Genomic DNA, 18,931 nt, shown 5'->3' on the forward strand with positions numbered 1-18,931 from the left:
TCATCACGCTGATGGTGTCGTAGTCGGATAGTGAAGTTACGCCGCCAGGGCCAGTAACAATCTCCACATAGTCCACAGTCATCCCCCCTCCACGTGCCCGCACGATGCCGTTGGCGTCGGTCAACCCGGCACTCGTCGGTGAGCCAGCCACCACATAGTTTATATTGGCCATCTGGGTCGTAAAATTAACCCGGTAACGTCCAGTGGAGACTTTGGTAATGCTGGCAACGTTATACCCCCAGCGGATAGTCGGGGTACTGCCAGAGCCGTTGAAGTTGACCAGGCAGGTTGGCGCTATCTGGCGCAATGACTTGATATCGGCGGCGACGGACTGAAACGCCGCAATGATTCTGCCGACCACACTAGACATCGATCAGCTCTTCGCCGCAGTGTACGCAGCCAAGAAGTCGGTGGTCGGATCACCGATCCCCAGATTAGTGCACGCCTGCAGCTGCTGCGCCGCCGTCAACGACTGGGCATCGGCAAAGCTGATCCGGTTACCGACCGCCGTCAGCAGGTTGGCCAGGGCTGTATCGTCACTCCCCAGCTTGGCCTCAATTTCCTGCAGCGTGTCATAGGCGGCCGAAGCACCACCCAGGATCTGGTTCTTTAGCTCCGCGAGTAAAGTGGTGATCTTGCTGGATGAGAACGTCGAACCTGCACTGGTTTCCGCATCATTGATCGTTGCGCCAGACGAAGAGCCTGCCGCCTGAGCCAACTGCAGTACCTCGTTGATCGCTGCAACTAGGCTAGCTTTTGCCGTGGTATTGAGAGCATTCAGATTGCCCTGGGCAGCCTTCAGCGACTTGATGTCTGCTGCGATGCCTTGGGCCAGTTCGGTAATACGTGTTTGCAGAGACATTTGCACTCCTAGAGTTTAGCGATCTGATAGATCAGGTCGAGGTCTACATCGAATCCAGCATCACCAGGTGGCCCTGGTGGTCCCTGCCGGGCAATCTCGACGATGGTTTCACGCTCGGTAACAACCACCTCCAGCACCTCTCTTGCCGGGGATGGAATCAGTTCAATCACCTCGTTCATGCCAGCACTCCGGGGCGTACTTCGAAGCGGCCAGTCATGAACGGATCAACCCGGCGCGGCTCTGCGCCTGGCCACTTCACCCGCAGATCAAAAACGGCATTACGCCAGATATAGGCGCGGGTAATGTCCTCCTCGATACGGAGGCTAATGGCATTGCCGCTCACCGTGATGCCGGCATTGGAGGTCGTGAGATGGATCAGGGGGGCGCTACTATCTGCACTAGCCTTGGCGACCAGCTCGAATTCAGCCCCAGTCAGATCGACAGGCTGGCCACCCGCAATCCATTCCCAGGTATGGATGAAGGTGCAGCCCTGGACGATGGTAAGCGGGTCTTTACGGACATAGGGGAGCAAGGTGGCCTCTCAAAACAAAACACCGGACATTGAGTGCCAAGTGTCCGGTGTTTTGCTGTAAGTGAAAGGGAGGAAGGGATTCGTCAGAATGTATTAATATTGAATTGGCATCTTTGAAGTGAGCAGTCCTACATCAGACCATATGGGGGTCACCAAATGTATCAACGCATTGTTCACACTATCCACTCCGTGATGCCTGAAGGGGCTGACATTACTGAATACGGGGAGGGCCATCGAGACTGGATATTTTCTGTCTTCTGGCTGTTGGGTAATGATCCCATCAGACCGAATAAACGATCCAGAACAATCCTCATCCAGATTGACCATGCGGTAATTGACGATATTAGAGAGGCCGATCCCGATCACATCACTCTACATCTAGAGCATTACCTCAGGCAGAAACTTGCCCAATTTAATCCAGATCATGCAGCACTGCGGCATCAGATTCCGCCTGTTGATGAATGGACTTTGCTGACGGAACACTTGATGTGACAGAAAGGGTCCACGGTTTTCCAGGAGTTGGATGTTGTCGAAGTCTATTCCAGCAACCCCGCGCCACTTTGCGCGGGGTTTTGTATTGTGAGGCGGCAGCCTACACCCATCGCAAGGCCTGGCCATTCTTGACCGCCACCTCACCACTGACGGGATGCACCGTGCCGGCCATCATAGGATGAAACAGCATGAACACCGTGCCCACATTCTCAAGGTAAGGCTGATAGGTGGCTGTCTGATGCATCACACCATCATCAATCGTGAAGAACTGGAACGCGGTGGTACCCCTGGTGGCGGCAGTCGGCAGGGTTTTAATTAGCGATATAACCCACAGCCTGTTAGAGCAACGCACATAACCAGGCCGGCACTTGAGCGCCTCTTGAGCATCCAGCTTGATAATCGTCCCGGAGTACATGCCCAACAGATCCTCACCCAGATTGACCCAGTCCCAGATCGTTTGCCGGATGTCTGAACGGGCAACCATGGCCCCTGCATACTCCAGCGCGGCCTTTGTGTGCCGTTGGTAGGTAATACGGCAGCCATCTCCCCACATGCTGCCATATGGCACCAGGTCGGTTACATCAACAATGGCGGTCGTGGCGGTAATGTCGTCATCAATACTGAGGTTGATTGGCTGGGCTATCCCAGCCTTATCGTATTTGTAGCCGATAGTTCGCTTGATGAGCCTGTGCTGGGGCGCGACATAGATACTGGCCTTGATCATGTCGATTTCGAACCGCGTAGCGTAAAGCGGATCGCCATCTGATCCGGTCAGAGTGACGCTTTCCCAAGTATGACTAGCACCATCTTCACTACCAACACGGTGACTCGGCGAAACAGTCCCCCATGTGCGGCTAAAGTCATCCGTTACCGCCAGTTTGCTCATGGCAAATGAAGGGGCGGCTTGTTCAACTGGCCAATCACATCGCAGCTCGTACCAGTACGGCTGCGGCTGCTCCAGGAACAGCCCGGTCTGGCTCACCGAGTTCACCCGATATTCAGCCTGCTGGTTTCCCGTCACCACGCCAGTGCGGATAATGGCCCGCTGCCCGTAGATGTCCTCAAAGTACATCACAGTGCCTGCTGGGCGATCTGGAAAAAACTGACTGACCACATGCACCGGCTTGTCCGCATAGCCCGCGTTTTCACACCACAGCAGGTCATTGCCCTGAATGGTGGCAATCACGTTGCGGTTGGTGCCAAAGCAAAATGCCACGCTGAAATCGTAGCCACCCCAGCCCGTTGGCAGTTTGCCGAAGTCTCGACCACTCGTGATGACATAGGGCAGGAAGTACCGGCCAGCAGCCTCATTGGCAGCGGTGACGGCGGCGGGATAACTGGGCGGTACAAAGCCTGGTACGTCCAGCCGGTAACATGAGCCATCCCCGACATAGACCGGATAAGGGCAGCTCACTGTCTTGCCATCGCTTGTCTGCAGGCTGGCTCCGGTGGCAAGTCCATGCAAATAGAACCCGCTAGGGGCATCCGAGGCAGGGGACTGCAGCAAGGTGCTGATGGTCATGCGGCAATCCGGGTATCACGGGTGATGGTTGCGGTCGTCGTGGCAAGGTCAACCACACCCTCGATTTCCCACAATTTGAGACCACCCGCACCGAAGGTCGGGAAGCTGACAGCAGCACCCGTGCCATCCACAAACTGGCCCGAGTTGATTAATTGGGTTGTACCATTCGGCGGAATGCCATCGGCTCGGAAACGGAAGGATGCCGGGCATGCCCCGTCACTGCGCAGGCTTACTGTTATTGAGGTCTCATCGCTACCAGACGAGACATCCAGTCGCATGGCAGGCAAATACAGATCAAAGGTGCCACCGTCACGATTCCGATGCACATAGCCATGGCTGGCCATTTCCAGCAACTCTGCGGGCATAGTGCTGAACACCCGGCAGGGAATCCCAGACCAATCAAAACGATCCGGCCAGGACAAGAGATCGCTCGTATTATTGACTGAGTCAAACAGCGGCACATCCTGAAACTCAAGTCGTTTGCGGCCCAGGTCAATATAAAAGATTTCCCGGTACATGCCATCTAGCGACTCGATACAAAAGGGAGCCAGCCCACGCGAATACAGCCCGGACCAACTGTCAAAGAGGTAGGCATCGTCATTGGGGAAATACAGCCCTAGCAGCGCTAATAGCGGGTTGGCATCGACTCGCGACAGGCTATCAATGCCGGTTAAACCGGACGCAAAAGTACGGGACAGGTTGTTGAACAGCTTGATCATGCTGCTGGCTCCTGGTAGTTAAAAATCACGGTACGGTTGGCCGCATCTTTCATCGTCAGCTGCTTGACTGCAGTGAAGGCGATGGAGAACAGACCGTCTGATGTCGTCACATAGGTGGTGCCGTAGTTGGTTCGGCTGGACTCTGTCAGCGGCGAGTCAATCCCGCTGCCTGTCGCGGTAATAGCCGGCTGAGCTGCATTGCCCTTTGCGGTGGAGCTGGGAATCCCACCCCGTGCCGGCAGTGCTGGCAACCGCTTGGCCAAGGACGCCGGCTGCTGCAGCGCCTTGCCGATAATGTCGGCATCCTGCTTGCTCATTCCGCTCATAGCGCGACCTCTTTCACTTCGCTACTGCTGATCGTCAAACCGGTATGCGCGCCTGTGCTGAGACCAGCACAATCCACCTGTAGCCAGATCGCGACCAGGTCATCCAGCTGTGCAGCCAATGCCAGGTCGGCACCTGGCACCACGCTGCCGAGATCCGCCTGGGTCAGTGCCAGCCGAAACGCGGCAGGCTGGACATCGCCAGTCGAGACAACGGACAAGCGGATCGGCTGGCCATCCGTGGACATCGTCCGCATGCCGGCAGCCGGGCCGGCATACAGCCGCTGCTGTATCGGGCTGACCAGGGCATCATTAATGCCGGCCAGCGCGAGCTGGGTCACCGGCTGGGTTCGGGCGGCGTCGTAATACAGTGCAAAAGTGATCGCCATGGCTACCTCAGTTCAAAGGGGTCTACCGGGATCGCCACGGTGACGGCGTAGGACATCGGGCGATCAATCGGGTCGGTCATATAGGGGTGGATGGCCTGGGTGGTCAGCGCCACCGAGCGCGGGTATTGCGAGGTGGTGTCACCAGTGGCTCCAGTCGTCCAGGACGTGCCATCCACCAGGTCGCCCAGGCCTTCCCAGGCACTAGGCACCGGCACGGTGGCCGACTGCGACAGATTGGCCGCACCGGTAATGACCGGACTCTGCAGCGGGTCATCCTGGGCCGTGCCGACCCCCACCAGCGCACTGATGGCCAGCTCAATGTCCGTCTCGGCCCTGCCGCTGTCGATGGCGTAGCGCTCGACAAACCGGGCGACTTTGCCGATAGCGTGCAGGTCGGCAGAGTCAACCTGCAGGCGCTGTGATAGATCCAGCGTTGCGCTGGCCACGGTGGTGAAGGTCACCCGACTGGCGCGGTGACTGGCCAGGATCTGGCGACGGGCCTTTGCCGCCAGGCAGACCAGGGCGGCGTCGATATCGGCGCGTGAAACCGTCGGCAGACTGGTGTAATCGGTGCTGGCTTTGATGACTGGCTCGACCTTCAAATCCTTTTCCCAGGCATCGGCATTAAAGCTGCTGGTGGCATCAATCGCTGCCGTCGCCCCCTGGGCCTTGCGGGTACCAAGTGCGCTCACCGAGTCAGGCGCGGACACCGTGACACGCCAGCGCTCGGTCACCGGCTGAGCGATGCGCCGATGCAGCCACAGCGTTGCCGTCTCGCAGCGCGGGTCCAGCGCGGCAGCACCGGTGTACTCGTTCTTGAAGATCAGCATTTCAATGACGTCGGCAGCCGGGCCTGGGGCACCGTTGATGATATTGCCGTTGCGGTCGATATAGCCGACGACAGAAGTACCTTGCTTGGGGGAGGTATAGGCCGTCTTGTCCACGATCCAGCCAGACTGGCTGGCGGCCGATTCGAACAGCGAGCGCTCCGGGAGAATAAAAGCATGGCCATTGCGGCCGAGCACCAGCTCCGGGTAGGAAATGCCCATCGTCCACTGGTAAACCGTTTCTGCCAGGTGCAAGCGCGGGTAGCGGTATTCCAGCGTGCAATCGGTGCTGGCCACTTTTTCGCTGGCGGCCGACGAGACTGCGCCTTCATTCGCCTCGGCCGCAGTGGCAACGGTGAATGAGGTGCCCCATGCTTCCCACGTCCAGCTGCTTGTCACCGTGATATGTGGGGTGTGGATGCCTGCTGCCAGGGCATAGGGCGGCCGTACCGCAAAATAGCCTGTACCGGATGCCGTGGTGACCACAGACTGCCCGCCGATAGTCAGGGTCACCGTTGCACCTGGTTCAACCGTGCCGCCAATCAGCGGGCGGGTATTCGCAGTCAGGTTATCGGTTACAGACTTGCCGGTATCGTTGGCGCTGTCGTGAATCAGGCCGCAAATGCTGGTCGTGGATACAGCCCCCAGGCCAACAGTGTCATTGGTGACCAGGTTGGTGACATCGCTCAGGGCCACCGGCCTGACCTCGAGCGAACCATCCTTGATATCGTCGTCAGTCACCGTCGCAGTCTGGCCAGCCATGGCCCAGTCTGTCAGGCGCGGATTGCCGTAGGCATCCAGATCAAAGCTGCCGGCAACGGTTTCTAGCCGGCCTTCGGCGTACTGCAGGCTGTTGGCAGCTTCACCGCCCACATGGTCGGACCAGTAGCCACCGAGCAGGGCAGCCAGCGCTGAGCGGCTGGATTGCGCCAGCAGTTCATGCCGGTTATCGGTGCCGTGCAGGGTAACGCGGCCGGCTTCAAGGTCAAACTGCGGCAGGGATACTTTGCCGGTAAAGCGGCGCACCCACGCACCACCGATCATCGGCTGGACATCAATCACCAGGCTTTGTCCACCAAAGCTGGCCAGGCTGTCGCCGGCAGCCAAGCTCAGCACTACCGATGCAATACGCGCAGCGCCTTCCTCGGCTTCAATCTCCAGCTCACCCTCGACCCTGTCTGACAGATCTGCACCACCCACCAGTACCCGGACATCCCAGCCGGTGGCCGGCAGTGATACCGGCAGCACGGCCAGGCTGATCGGGGTGGAAAGTGACCCGGTCGGCAGTGTCGAAACGTCCAGTGTCATTGGCACCGACAGCTGGTCCGCACTGGGTTGCGGCGCACCGCCGCTGCTGACGGAGTGTGTATTGATCGCCGTACTATTGATGGCAGAGCCGTTAATCATCTCAAGCCTCTTCCAGCGTCAGCGACCAGGTGTAATTCAGGCTGCGCGGGTCGCCCTGGTCGCTGACTGCGGTCAGATAGCCGGTCAGCCGGGGCCAGTACCAGCAGACATAGCTGTCCGCATTGGCGACTGGATTGAGCGTCAGCACCGTGCCGGCCAGCACGGCATGCGTCGGCACCAGTTCGCCACCCACCACGGCAAAGCCACGCGGCGGAATATCCTGGCGGATCGCCGGCAGGGTAAACAGCGGCAGATGGCCCTGTAAGGCACGGGCGGTCACGCAGTCCAGGGTATGCACGGCAGTCTGATCGATACCGGCAAACGGCATGACATGCCAGCCGCTGCCGGAGAGGACGGTTTTAACCTTGCTCCAGTGGCTCTGCAGCCGGGCCTTGCCGGTGCGGGCGCGGAACAACTGGCGACCGCCGAGCTGCTCATAGGTCTGATTCACCTTCAGACCGGCCCGGATCGGAATGACCTGGCCATCCAGTGCAAAAAACTGTGCATATCGATTTGCATTCATGGTTTATTTGCCGAATTTGAGGTTGTGTTTTAACGCGGCATCCCGCAGCTGTTTAACGGATGACTCCGGGGCCTGCACGGTGATGGGGTCGCTTGCCCCAGGTAGCCAGATATTGAGTGGGCTACCGGACTGGCCCATGGCAGCACTGCCGGTGCTGGCCTGCAGGGATGGCATGGCCGATATCGCCCGGCTCACTGCCGGCAGCTGGCCCACGACACCGCCCGTGGCAAAGCGCGGCAGGCGCATCTGGTTGATGGCATGCAGCAGATCCGGGCCGTAGTAGCTGGTCGCCGCTGCCCGGACCACGAATTCGCCATTACTCAAGCGGCTGAGGATGCTGTCCGAGGTGCCGGTGCCGGGGCCAGAAATGGCACCACCATCGGCGTGTGACTGGATGTCGGGCAGCCCGACTTGCCGACGGGCCGCTGCAAGATTGGTCGCGGCATCGCCGCCACCCACATAGTTCACCGGTACATTGATGGGGTTCGCTTTGGCAACTTGCTGGGCACTATTCAGGAACTGGTTCAGGTCAGCTGTCGCCGCTTTCTTATCGACTTCAGCCGGTACCGTTGTCGCCGCCGCTTTCTTATCACTGCTTCCGGCCGTGGATGGTCCTGGTGTCAGTTCCGAGGTAGGACGATCTGGCAGACCAATTGCCTGGCGCGCATCCTGCAGCTGCTTGCCATCGGGGCCAACTAGGCCAAGCGGAATCTTGACTGGATGAGCCTGGGCCGCCTGCTGGATGCGGTTGATCATGCTTTCCATGTCCTGGATGGCCTGCTTATCGTTGAAGCTCACCGATATATCCAGTTTCTGGATGGCTGCAGCAGCGGCTTTTAGCGCTTCCATCTTTTCCATTGCCGCTTGCAGGGAAGATTTGGCGGTTTTTTCTGCACCGGCATCCAGACTGTCCTGGGCGCGACCCGCCTGGTCATTGAACAGCTTGAATTCGCCTTCAGTGATCTTGCCGCCGCTGCGCAGTTGATTGATGACGTCCATCACGCGGCTGAATGCTGTTTCAGCAGCTGCGGCATCGCGGGTGGCTTTTTGGAAGTCACCATCAAGGCCAGTGGTATTCGCCGTCTTTTGACTGTCCTGCGCGGCCCGTGCGAGTGCCTGGGCTTTTTGCAGGCTTTCGTAGTAGTCGGTCACGCCTTGTGGTTCTGCGGCCTTGGCGGCAGGGTCTACCGCTTTATTATTGGCCCAGGCATCCTGATGTTTTTGGCGTGTGGCAACGGCAGCCTGCAACTGCTCATTGGCCTTGTCATACAGCTTCTGCTCTCTGGCCAGCGCGACAGCGAGGGTCTCTAGTTGGCCATTCTTGATAGCCTTGATCTGGCTGCTGTAGCTGGTTTCCAGCTTGAGGCGCTGCGCCTCATAATCATCTAGAGCTTTGAGAGCCTTTTTATAGGCAATCGCCTCAGCCAGGTATTTTTGGTATTCCGGATCTTGATCAGATACACCACCTGCACGGGTGACATCTCGCGCCCGTTGATTCGCCAGGTCAATCTGAATCTTGTGGGCACGGTCGAGGTTCTTCCGGTAATCCTCAAGCTGCTTTTTAGTCGAGCTGGCCAGGTCTTCCGCTGAATACACGCGAGTGACTGCACCGGTTCCCGTACCACGATCTTGCTGTGCCCCTTCGCGCTCGAGGCGATTAATTTCCTCCAGTGTTTGACGCTTCTGCTCAAGGGCGTCTACTTCCATCTTATAGAGATCAATGGTATTGCTGATTATTGGTTCAAGCGCCTTATAAGATGCATAGGCCACTGTTCCAAACACCGTAAAGCGGGCAATCAGAGCTGCTACCCCAGTCAGTGATACGGATGAGGTCAGCGCCACTTCTGCTGTCATACCTGTCCATGCCTTTTTTGCGACATTGGCAGCGGCACGCCAGGCCGCGCCGGACTGCATTGCTGCAGTCTCAGCGGCCTTTGCTCCTTCTACAGCAACACCGGTACCTGCGGCAGCTGGAACAGCTTTAGCCAAGCGATAGGTTTCTGTGACGCCTTGTGCATAGGTCGCCCCCTCCATCACGCCGGTGGCAACCTTTGTCAGCGTAGATGCCGGCTGAGCCGCTTTGGCTGCTGCCGTCGCCTTGCGGACACCACCTTTGCCGACCACGGTATCAATGATGTCGCCCACCGTCTGGGCTTCTTTCAGCGTCCGCAGTGCGGTAGCAGCCTTGCTGGCGGCCGTGGCAAAGGTCACCAGATCCGTGGCCAGGCCCGCAAACAGCTTCTTGGCAGCCAGGGCACCATAAACCGCAGCCACAGCAATGATGGCATCGTGATGTGCGGTGATGAATTTGGCCGTACCGATGGCAATCTTGCCCAGGGCCTGCAGCGCGTCTGCGATGTCGTGGGCGATCTGGGACAGTTCGCCGGTTTCCTTCATCTTCTGCAGTGCAGTCGTCAGCTGGGTGATGCTGTCTTTGGCGAACTGCAGCAGACCGGCCTGGCCGATGCTGTCCAGGAAGTCATTCCACAAGTCGGTGGCATTCGACACGATGCCATTCCAGGTCTGCATCTGCGAAGCCGCTACACCGGCTGCATCATTCTCCATCGCTTGCATCAGGGCGGTGATGGCATCCCGGCCGAGCTGACCATTCTCGGATAGCTTCATCAGCTCGGCAGCCGACTTGTTCATGGCCTTGGACAGCAGATCCCATACCGGTACCCCGGCCTCGTTGAGCTGCATGATCTCTTCGCCCTGCAGCTTCTGCTTGGTCCAGGCTTGGCCCAGTGCCAGCGTAATACGCTCCAGCATTTCCTGGCTGCCGCCCAGCTTTGCTGCCTGGTCGATGATGGCCTGCATGCTGCCGGCAGTCGGGTCCAACCCGTAATTGCGCAGCCGGATATAAGTCTGGGTCAGGTTGGTGACCTGGAACGGGGTATTGATTGCCTGTTGCTTGATATACGCGAAGGCTTCACCACCCTTGGTGGCGGATTTTTCAACGGCGTTTAACTGGGTACGCAGGGTTTCAAACTGGCCAGCCGTGGACAGGATGCTGCGGGTCAAAGCCAGCGCGGCATTCAGCGACACCACTGCCGAGGCCATGGCCACCAGTTTGCCGGCACCCGTCATCAGGAAGCTGCTGGCCGGCATCGTGCCCTGCAGCTCGGCACGCAGTTCAGCAATCCGGGCCTTGGTGGCCGTAGCCGCCCTGGACAGCTCGGCCATGCTGATGGCCGGGTTCTGCGTCAGGCGAGAGAAGGCCGCCGATACCTGCTGGATTTCACGTTGAATGTCGGTCTGGGAGCGTATGCCCAGGACATCGCGGGCAGCACTGGTGCGCTGTGCCTGATTGACCGATGCAGAGGGCGCGGTAAACAGCTTTACCTCGTCAGCGCCACCACGCAGTTCCTGGCGCAAGGCGGCAATCCGGGCCTTAGTCGCCGCCGCTGCCCGGTCCAGCTCATTGTGCGAGACGGTACCGGTAGCGGCGAGGCGGTCATATGCTGCTTGCACCTGGCTGATTTCGCGGGTGATATCCAGCTCGGAACGGATGCCCAGGACATCGCGGGCGGCACCAGTACGGCGCACCTGGTTGACGGCTGCTGATGGAGCGGTAAACAGTTTTACCTCCTCAGCACCGCCTCGCAGCTCCTGGCGCAGGGCGGCAATCCGGGCCTTGGTCGCAGCAGCCGCCCGGTCCAGCTCGTTATGCGAGACCGTACCGGTGGCGGCAAGGCGATCATAGGCAGCCTGCACCAGGTTAATTTCGCGGGTGACATCCAGCTCGGAACGGATGCCCAGCACATCGCGGGCAGCATTGGTGCGGCGGTTCTGGATGACGCTTGCAGATGCTTTTGCAATGGCCGTGGCCATTTTGTCCTGCTCTGCTGCCAGATTGCGGGTATCGACACCGGCCGCAGCCAGCGCCTGGCGCATGGAGACCACGGCAGCGACCTGGCCACGCATGGCCGCCTCGGTCTTGCTGATCGCAGCCTCAGCCTTCGCCAGTTGCTGGCTTTGCTGCAGGCTGCCACCACCATCCCCCAGCGCTTTGCGCACCTGTTCTGCCGTGGCCTTCAGCTTCACCAGGGCGGTGCCTGTGCTGTCGGCATCATCCTTGGCTTGCTTGAACAGGCTGATCTGCTTGGCCTTGTCCGCCATGCCCTTGAGTGCCTGGCCATAGATGGTTTCCGCCTTGGTCACCGCAGTGACAAAGTCGGAGCTGTTGGCCTTGATCAGGTATTCCAGGGTTTTCATGTGGCGTTTCGGCTATTCAGATCATCAATGACGGCGGCAAAGAAGCGCAGCGGGTACTGGGCAGCATTGGGGTGGCCCGCTTCAATCAGCCGGCCCAGATTGGTTTCCAGCTGGCTTAGCTGTTCAGTTGGGCCAGGGCGATCATCTCCGCCTGGGCCTTCGCCTGTTCCAGCCGCGCCTTCATGCCGAAAAAAAGCGGGTTCAACTCCCGGCACTGATCGCGCAGTGTCTGCAGCTCCGAGTCAGCCAGGCTATCCAGCATGTCCTGCGCCATCGGAGCCATGGCGCGCAGCTCGTCCAGGCGCAGATCCGGCAGCAGGGTGGCATTCATGATCAGATCAGCCTGGTCCGGGATCAGCCCGACATCGCCATGCTGCTGGATCGATGCCACCAGCAGTGCGCGAATATCCGCGACGGTCAGTTCGCGGATGGTGATGGTGTGGTCACCGATGGGAATGGGTTTTTCGATACGCATGACAAGCTCCAGGGCGCAGCCAGGCTGCGCCCATCGGTGGTGGGATGGCTTACTTCAGCAGGGTTTCACGTACCCACTGCGACAGGCCTTCACCGGTCTGCAGCGGGTCAGCCAGTACCTCAAACTTCAGGCCGGCACTGCGGAAATCCTTGCCCAGGATGGAGTACTTGTCGGCAAAGCCGAACTTGCCCCGGAATACTTGCATCACCACCTGCTTGCGGCTGGCCTTGTTCACGCCATGGAAAATCAGGCTGCGCTCTTTCTGGGAGCCGGCCAACCACTCGACCACATTGGCCTCCAGGGCCTTGTAGCTGACCTTGATCTTGGTGCCGTCCGCGATGCCGCCACTGGCAAGCGGAATGATGCCGGCAGCGGTCGGGAAGTAATCTTTGCCGGCAATAAAGGGCTGGCCACCTGCATCAGGGCTGACGACAAAGTCACCCGCGCCAAGATTCTCCAGCGGTACCAGGACGCCCTGGTATGCGGTCTGGACTTCATCGGTAATGGCTTGCTCTTCACGGGCATTGGCCACACCCATGGTCATTTCGGCAATGATCTCCGGCTGGAAGGTGGTCACCTTCAGATCCAGCGATACCGACTTCACCGAGTACAGCTTGTCGTAGTTGCCCTGGCCGGTGTAAGAGTCCGCCAACTCCTGGGTTTCCTGCTCAATGGTCAGGTCAGCGGTTTCGACCATGGCAAACGGGGCGTATTTGGCGACACCATACTCAGCCATCAGGATCTGGCCGGAGACTGAGTACGAATGTTTTTCAGTCGTGGGGATAAAGGGTGCAAAGCTCATGCTTCAGGCTCCGATAGAGTGGGAATGGATTGCCGTGCCTTAGCCGGCTTGGCAATGTTGTTGCGGTACAGCCAGGCTGCCGTACTGGGGGATACGTCCAGCTCATGGCCAACCGGGTAGAGGGTGCCGGCGTTCTTGTGCTCCACAATCAGCTCGACACGCTCCTTTTGGGTCGATGCCATGGGGTCTCCTTTCATGCGTAGAAATCAGCGGTAAATAGCAGCGGGAAATAGCCCCAGTCGCTCACGTAGACGGCAGCGGGCGGGGTGGTCGCCTGCAACGGGTCATACAGCGCGGCATCCGGCGTCCAGCCCAGCAGGGCAGCACGGGCCTTGGCCAGCAGCTCACCGGCTTTGGCTAGCATCTGGTCGGTACTGCCCTGGAGAGCGGCCACCACCATCCACTGCTGCAGGATGTGGTTCTGGGCTTCCATGGACTGACCATCACCCGGCAAGACATCCCGCACGTAGATCACATACAAGGACGGCGAGACCTGCTCGCCACTGGTCACATCGGTCAACTCGCCGCGCTGCACGATCTGACGGACATCACTGATCTGGGCTTTGAGCTGGGCGACGATGTGTTTGCCCAGGGCGAGGGGGTCGGGACGCATCAGTAGTCCCCCATGGTGCGGCGGGTAAATTTGCGGCGCGGGCCGGACATGACCACCTTGCCGGTGGAGCTGGTCGGGGTTTCCGGTACCGGCAAGCCCAGCGATACCACGCCATTGGCCACGTCCTTGAGCCACTTCACCCCGTCGTCGTAACGCTTGGTCACTTCTTCACCAGGCTGGCTGGAATACAGGAAGTAGCGCACCAGGTCAGCGGCTACACGCTCCAGTGCACCAGGTACAAACGGCACCGGCAGGGTGTAACGCTTTCCCAGGTAGGAATTGACTAGCTCGGAGGCATCGCTGATGGCGCGATTAACCTTGCCCTGGTCGACCTCCCCGGTATTGGTCGGGTCAGTGACGCGCAGCAGGAACTCCCGCCCGAAGCGGTCTTCCAGGCCTTGCTGGGTGATGTAGGGGGGTGAAGTAGTCATGCCCGCATTGTGCGGGCATGGGAAGTGCAAAAAAGGTAGGAAAGGGTTCGGTAGACAGCTATCTCTCAGGATCGCCAAACTGTTTCTGGAAGCGGCGATTTAGGCCCTCACGGAACAGGATGCCACCGACTGCAGTCAGGAGCGCCATGTCATCTACCGACAAGCGGTCTGCATTCAAATCCATCCAGATCGCCAGCTGTATCGTAGCTTCATCGATAGACTTGGTGCTTTGTGTTGCGTCCAGGATCTCGGCTTGGGCGCGGAATTGCTCAACGACGGGATGAAATTCCATGATGCCCCCAAGCGGCTATTTGGTACTGGTGACGGCCTCAATCACCGACTTGTACAGCATGCAGGTATTCGCCCTAGTTGACTGCATCTTGCAGTGCATTGTGTGACTCCTTGGTGAACATGGCTTGGAAGTTTTATTCTTCCGTGTTCCGTAATTGAGTCTCTGTGCATTCTGCAATGCCATCATGTCGTTTTACACCAGACAAGTAGCGCCGCCCCTTCTCATCCTTGCGGATACAGAACTCAACATTTTGACGTCCCCATTCGCCACCAAATGAGAATGATAGAGGTGCGTCGACGGGAAGAGTTTTTGCAGGTTGCTGGTTGTTATCAGGTGATTTAATACCATAGACCACGCACGTCGCTGCAGTTGTCGGAAGAGTCTTTTGCCACTTGCGGAACCAAACGCTCCACAAGGCTCCGGAGCCGTTGCCAGACTCGCTATACATGCGCATAGATACTCCGTGCCCCTGCAGATATGCTGGTACATCCAAAGGTGATAATGAAAAAAAGCATGGCATCCCATCCTTAATGACAGCACCCACAGTGGCGTCATACGGCTTAGACATCGCGATAGATAGTGTAGTCGCCAAGGATAGAGAAAATGCAATCGCGATTTTGGACAGACTCACGGTGTTGGCTCCACTTTGGTAGTCGTCGGCAGCAGAGCCCGATTCTTCGGATTCGCTATAAAGCCCCTTAAGGCCAGCCGAAGCGAGGAAAGGATGATCGTATATTCTCCCATCCCTAGCGTTATCGCGCCGAAGTAGTGTGATATCAGTTCTGCTTGCTGTTCCATATTGAAGTCTGGCAACGTCTTTCCTCTGTCTTCTCCGTCGAGGTTGTATCGATATGCTGGAGCTGGTTTGTGCTTTACGCCGTCATCGGAATATCCGCCTCTACTTCCAATTTTTACCCCCCCCCAGACAACCGAGTACCCGAGCTGATATTGCCAGACATGACCCAGCTCATGAATGAACCAGACCGCAATAGCAGCATCCAGGTCCGGACTAGAGAAGTCTGGTTTGAAGCTATCTGAAGGAAAGTGAATCTCTCCCTTGGGAGTCATGGCATTTCCAGATCGATCCGGCTGGCCAAAGAGACCGCCTTTATGGATTTTGACCAAGCTATAGTCGATGGCGTCTTTAAAGACTGTCTTCGCCATCGCGATCTCACCTGCCGTCATTGGCCGCACATCAGGCACGGGCAGGGTGTGATTGACCACCGATGACCCAATCGCTTGCGAGTTGGTCTTAATGCCTTTTAACTCGACCTTCATCGCGGGGGCTGGCGCACGCCCACCGGCCTCGCACATGTGGTCGGCTGCACAGTCACAGCCATAAAACATGTCCGGATAAAATTCGGCGCTGACAATATCTTGCTCACTGTCTGTTTCGATCCGCTGCGTTTTTCCCTCCGCATCAGTAGAGCCCTCGATGGTGGAGCCATCTGCCAGCGTCAATGTGTAAGCGGTATTCGCCAAAGCGCTATTATTGGGAAGGACGAATTTGATTTGTTCATCAAATGACGGTGTGGGGGTTGCGGCCTTCTGCAGTACGGATGCCATCAGAGAACCTGCCATCACCGCCTGCCCACCAGGAACAACATCGATAGTCGCCTGATGCTGGGTTGCAATCAGGATTGCACCACAAGATGTCTGCATACCTTCAACAGCAACGTTTTTGCCGAAGTAAGTCACATTCGCAGCGCCAGCTACAATGACAAAGTCCCGCTTGCATTGAGGACAATGGCCTTTGTGGCCGACACCGGCTGCATTTTTTCCATAGACGGATAGGTGAGGAAACGCTTCCAGCACCGTACCGCCGTGTGATGTTGGATCACCCTCCCGGATAATCGCTTTTCCCATCGCCTGCTCCAGCATGATTAATTGACATGAATAATCCTATCATGCCAAAGGCATGGCTGGAATTGACCATGGTTCAAGGCATCTACCAGTTACAGATGATCAGTTCTGCGCTGGTCTTCCCCTTCCCCTTGTTCTGGTTGACGCTGTACTGGATGGTCACCTGCTCCATTCTGAACCCGGCAAACACGTCACGAATATCCGGGTGGTCGTTGATGCTCAAGATCACCTTGCCTTTGCAGCTGCGCATTAACTCAGCCAGTGCTTGGTACTCTTCAAATTGGAATGGCACGCCATAGCCCTCCGTCTGCCAGTACGGCGGATCTGCATAGAACAGGGTGTGGGGGCGGTCGTACTTCTGGATGCAGGTTTTCCAGTCCAGGTGCTCAACGTAGGTCCGGGCCAGGCGCAAGTGTGCGGCCGACAGCTCCTCCTCGATGCGTAGCAGATTCATCCGGGGCGGACTGGTGGTGGCGGTACCGAAAGTCTGGCCACTGACCTTGCCGCCAAAGGCCATCTTCTGCAGGTAGTAAAAGCGGGCTGCCCGCTGGATATCCGTGAGGATGACCTCCGGCGTGATCTGCAGCCACTTGTACATTTCCCGCGAAATCAGTGCCCACTTGAACTGGCGTACAAACTCTTCCAGGTGGTGTTGCACCACCCGGTAGAGATTCACCAGCTCGCCCGAGATGTCGTTCAACACCTCGACCTTGGCGGGCTTCTTCATGAAGTACAGGGCCGCTGCCCCGCAGAATGGTTCCACGTAGCAGGTATGCTCCGGGAACAGCGGCAGAATGTGTTTGGCCAGGCGGCGTTTACCGCCTATCCAGGGAATGATCGGAAGGGTTTGCATCAGGCGATGTCCTGTTTGGCACGCCCTGGTGCGCTGGTGGGTGGCTCGTGGCCTTGAAGTGATTGAGTGTCCGGCAGCGCGGGCACTTGATACTGAGGGTAATGTACTGGCCTTCGGCCATTTTCCGGCCGCAATGGCCACAACGGATATCGGTGTTCATGTCTCTGCAAGGTCGTTAAAACCCGTTAGAATTGCCGGGCTTTCAGCGCTGAAAGTGGCAGCCTCGGGTTGGCCTGCAGCTCATACCTGCGGTCAGCTGTCCGGGCAGGTGTTAGTAGCACCCACCCGGTCGCTGTCTCTCTATCGCCTTATGGCGTTATCAGGTCAGTTTCAACTCCACCAGCACGCCCGGACGAGCGCACAGCGGCAGCGGATTGGACTGGGTATGGACATCCACACCACGGTCAAAATCGGTGTTCTTGATCTTGGCGTAGTAGGGCTGGCCCAGGGTACCGACGGCTTCCATGAAATCACCCGGCGCGTCATACATCAGGAAGGTCTGACGGGTACCCAGCGGAATGGCATGGCCAGCCCCTGCGCTAATCAGGGATACGGTGCTCTTGCCGTCCGCAGTCGGTACTTCTCCGGTGTACTCTTCAAAGGTCACGCCACCAAACTTGAAGCCGTTGCGCACATCACCGCCGATATTTTCCTGTGCAGCTGCCCAGCCCTGGAATGCCTTTTCTACGTTCGGGTGGACGGTCAGTGCATCCATGAAGTCGGCATCCACCCAAGACTTGACCCCGGTGGAAACATCACCCAGCAGGTTCTTTTCAATGTGACGGCACACGTTCATGCATGCCTGTTTCACATTGAAGGCCGGGTCAGATAGCTTGAATTCGATCACCTTCTTCTGGATGCCGAATTCCTTGTACAGGTCGTACATCAGCTCACCGTCACCATCCAGAATCTTGCCCTTGATGGCACCCAGCATCATCCATTCCTGGGTCAGGTCGTGGCGGACCTTCATGTCCTGCAGATGGTTGTTCACCACATTGGCCACATCGGCCACCGTCAGGGTGTCGTTGCTGCCAAAGGCACGGGAGCCGATTATCTCGGCCGCCAGAATGGTGTCATCGTGCGGGATGTGCGGCACCCCGAAGAACCGCACGTTCTTCTTGTCACGCTTGGTGCGCTGGCCCGGACTACCCACGTCCTGGTTGGACAGCAGGTGAAATCGGCCACCGGCATATTCCAGCGCGACGGTGCGGGCATTTACGCCCTTGCGTACAAAGATGCCGGACTGGCCGACCTTGGAATAGGTGTTCGGCAGCAGCTTGATCGATTCGGTCAGACTTGCGATGGAGAACGCGGGATCGTTCAACAGATCAGCGATAGATTGAGGCATGGCTCAGTTTTCCTTTGCTTGAGGTCGTGGCGGCTGGTGACGCTTAGTCGCCGGCACGCTCGGTGATGCGGATGCCACGGGCCGACAGCTGGCGGTAAACGTGGCGGTAGTGGGCGGCGGAAGAGGTTTGCGCGGCCTGCAGTTCAGGCAGCGTATCCAGCGCCACCAGGCAATCACCGGCCACCGTGGCCACCTCGCGGGAAGTGACACCGGCATCGGCTGCCGGCAGTGCGTGGCGGGTCACGCCCAGCACAAACGCTAGCGGGTCATCACCGGCATGCCAGGGCACGGCCAGCTCATCATCCAGCGTGGCCACACCGAGGATGGTGCCGGCCGGCAGTGCAGCCGGGCCGACTACAAGAGTTTCACCGCATTCGTCCGGCTCACCAACCAGCGGGATCTGGGGCGGCAGGGTCTGATTGATCGTCAGGGATTCCATGACT

General features: G+C 58.3%; 24 protein-coding genes. 1 reads left to right on the forward strand and 23 read right to left on the reverse strand.

Annotated elements, in window-relative coordinates; genetic code table 11:
- The 4 genes from EAY64_RS07180 to EAY64_RS07190 form a co-directional block, all read right to left on the reverse strand.
- A partial coding sequence (locus EAY64_RS07180; RefSeq protein ID WP_199734405.1) for a hypothetical protein occupies nt 1-370 on the reverse strand: 370 nt, incomplete at its 3' end.
- 3 nt (nt 371-373) lie between these two features.
- Nucleotides 374-862 carry a hypothetical protein gene (locus EAY64_RS07185; RefSeq protein ID WP_103524100.1) on the reverse strand — a complete coding sequence of 163 codons (489 nt, stop codon included), beginning with the start codon at nt 860-862 and terminating at the stop codon, nt 374-376.
- Nucleotides 863-870: 8 nt separating this feature from the next.
- The gene (locus EAY64_RS20370; RefSeq protein ID WP_158604632.1) at nt 871-1,041 is read right to left on the reverse strand and encodes a hypothetical protein; all 171 of its coding nucleotides are present in this window, start codon (nt 1,039-1,041) and stop codon (nt 871-873) included.
- Nucleotides 1,038-1,394 (reverse strand): hypothetical protein, encoded by a 357-nt coding sequence (locus tag EAY64_RS07190; protein ID WP_103524101.1) that lies wholly within the window; start codon nt 1,392-1,394, stop codon nt 1,038-1,040. Before EAY64_RS07190 ends, EAY64_RS20370 begins: the two co-directional genes overlap by 4 nt.
- 156 nt (nt 1,395-1,550) lie before the next feature.
- Here EAY64_RS07190 and EAY64_RS07195 point away from each other — a divergent pair, with 156 nt between their 5' ends.
- On the forward strand, nt 1,551-1,886 hold the full coding sequence (locus EAY64_RS07195) for a hypothetical protein (protein WP_103524102.1): 336 nt from the start codon (nt 1,551-1,553) through the stop codon (nt 1,884-1,886).
- 100 nt (nt 1,887-1,986) lie between these two features.
- Here the strand turns inward: EAY64_RS07195 and EAY64_RS07200 are convergent, their stop codons facing one another.
- The 19 genes from EAY64_RS07200 to EAY64_RS07285 all read right to left on the reverse strand — a co-directional run bounded on the left by EAY64_RS07200 (nt 1,987) and on the right by EAY64_RS07285 (nt 18,927).
- Complete coding sequence (locus EAY64_RS07200; protein ID WP_103524103.1) at nt 1,987-3,408, reverse strand: hypothetical protein; 1,422 nt, start codon at nt 3,406-3,408, stop codon at nt 1,987-1,989.
- Nucleotides 3,405-4,127, reverse strand: a complete 723-nt coding sequence (locus EAY64_RS07205; protein WP_103524104.1) for a hypothetical protein — start codon at nt 4,125-4,127, stop codon at nt 3,405-3,407. The genes EAY64_RS07200 and EAY64_RS07205 overlap by 4 nt, the downstream gene beginning before the upstream one ends.
- Nucleotides 4,124-4,444: a hypothetical protein gene (locus EAY64_RS07210; protein WP_103524105.1), complete on the reverse strand. Its 321-nt coding sequence runs from the start codon at nt 4,442-4,444 to the stop codon at nt 4,124-4,126. The genes EAY64_RS07205 and EAY64_RS07210 overlap by 4 nt, the downstream gene beginning before the upstream one ends.
- A 5-nt stretch (nt 4,445-4,449) precedes the next feature.
- Nucleotides 4,450-4,839, reverse strand: a complete 390-nt coding sequence (locus EAY64_RS07215; protein ID WP_103524106.1) for a hypothetical protein — start codon at nt 4,837-4,839, stop codon at nt 4,450-4,452.
- A gap of 2 nt (nt 4,840-4,841) precedes the next feature.
- Nucleotides 4,842-7,073 (reverse strand): Ig-like domain-containing protein, encoded by a 2,232-nt coding sequence (locus tag EAY64_RS07220; RefSeq protein ID WP_103524107.1) that lies wholly within the window; start codon nt 7,071-7,073, stop codon nt 4,842-4,844.
- Nucleotide 7,074: 1 nt separating this feature from the next.
- Nucleotides 7,075-7,596, reverse strand: coding sequence for a hypothetical protein (locus EAY64_RS07225; protein ID WP_103524108.1), 522 nt, complete (start codon nt 7,594-7,596; stop codon nt 7,075-7,077).
- A 3-nt stretch (nt 7,597-7,599) separates the two neighbouring features.
- Nucleotides 7,600-11,811 carry a tape measure protein gene (locus EAY64_RS07230; RefSeq protein ID WP_103524109.1) on the reverse strand — a complete coding sequence of 1,404 codons (4,212 nt, stop codon included), beginning with the start codon at nt 11,809-11,811 and terminating at the stop codon, nt 7,600-7,602.
- A 115-nt stretch (nt 11,812-11,926) separates the two neighbouring features.
- A complete protein-coding gene (locus EAY64_RS07235) occupies nt 11,927-12,286 on the reverse strand; it encodes a hypothetical protein (RefSeq protein ID WP_103524110.1) in 360 nt (119 codons plus the stop codon).
- A 49-nt stretch (nt 12,287-12,335) separates the two neighbouring features.
- Entirely contained in the window at nt 12,336-13,088 is a 753-nt protein-coding gene (locus EAY64_RS07240; protein WP_103524111.1) for a phage tail tube protein, read from the reverse strand.
- Nucleotides 13,085-13,270: a DUF7210 family protein gene (locus tag EAY64_RS07245; protein ID WP_103524112.1), complete on the reverse strand. Its 186-nt coding sequence runs from the start codon at nt 13,268-13,270 to the stop codon at nt 13,085-13,087. The genes EAY64_RS07240 and EAY64_RS07245 overlap by 4 nt, the downstream gene beginning before the upstream one ends.
- 11 nt (nt 13,271-13,281) lie before the next feature.
- Nucleotides 13,282-13,701: a phage tail terminator protein gene (locus tag EAY64_RS07250; protein ID WP_103524113.1), complete on the reverse strand. Its 420-nt coding sequence runs from the start codon at nt 13,699-13,701 to the stop codon at nt 13,282-13,284.
- Entirely contained in the window at nt 13,701-14,132 is a 432-nt protein-coding gene (locus tag EAY64_RS07255; protein ID WP_103524114.1) for a gp436 family protein, read from the reverse strand. Before EAY64_RS07255 ends, EAY64_RS07250 begins: the two co-directional genes overlap by 1 nt.
- 58 nt (nt 14,133-14,190) lie before the next feature.
- A complete protein-coding gene (locus tag EAY64_RS07260; RefSeq protein ID WP_103524115.1) occupies nt 14,191-14,424 on the reverse strand; it encodes a hypothetical protein in 234 nt (77 codons plus the stop codon).
- A 133-nt stretch (nt 14,425-14,557) separates the two neighbouring features.
- The gene (locus EAY64_RS20260; protein ID WP_147456194.1) at nt 14,558-15,055 is read right to left on the reverse strand and encodes a hypothetical protein; all 498 of its coding nucleotides are present in this window, start codon (nt 15,053-15,055) and stop codon (nt 14,558-14,560) included.
- Nucleotides 15,052-16,290, reverse strand: coding sequence for a PAAR domain-containing protein (locus EAY64_RS07265; RefSeq protein ID WP_103524160.1), 1,239 nt, complete (start codon nt 16,288-16,290; stop codon nt 15,052-15,054). The genes EAY64_RS20260 and EAY64_RS07265 overlap by 4 nt, the downstream gene beginning before the upstream one ends.
- 82 nt (nt 16,291-16,372) lie before the next feature.
- Nucleotides 16,373-17,140 carry a DNA adenine methylase gene (locus tag EAY64_RS07270; RefSeq protein ID WP_103524116.1) on the reverse strand — a complete coding sequence of 256 codons (768 nt, stop codon included), beginning with the start codon at nt 17,138-17,140 and terminating at the stop codon, nt 16,373-16,375.
- Entirely contained in the window at nt 17,103-17,300 is a 198-nt protein-coding gene (locus tag EAY64_RS07275; RefSeq protein WP_103524117.1) for a Com family DNA-binding transcriptional regulator, read from the reverse strand. Before EAY64_RS07275 ends, EAY64_RS07270 begins: the two co-directional genes overlap by 38 nt.
- Before the next feature lie 159 nt (nt 17,301-17,459).
- A complete protein-coding gene (locus EAY64_RS07280; RefSeq protein WP_103524118.1) occupies nt 17,460-18,488 on the reverse strand; it encodes a major capsid protein in 1,029 nt (342 codons plus the stop codon).
- A 43-nt stretch (nt 18,489-18,531) separates the two neighbouring features.
- Nucleotides 18,532-18,927, reverse strand: a complete 396-nt coding sequence (locus tag EAY64_RS07285) for a hypothetical protein (RefSeq protein ID WP_103524119.1) — start codon at nt 18,925-18,927, stop codon at nt 18,532-18,534.
- Between the last annotated feature and the right edge of the window lie 4 nt (nt 18,928-18,931).

This window comes from Aquitalea palustris (assembly GCF_003693445.1).
Classification (GTDB): Bacteria; Pseudomonadota; Gammaproteobacteria; order Burkholderiales; family Chromobacteriaceae; genus Aquitalea; species Aquitalea palustris.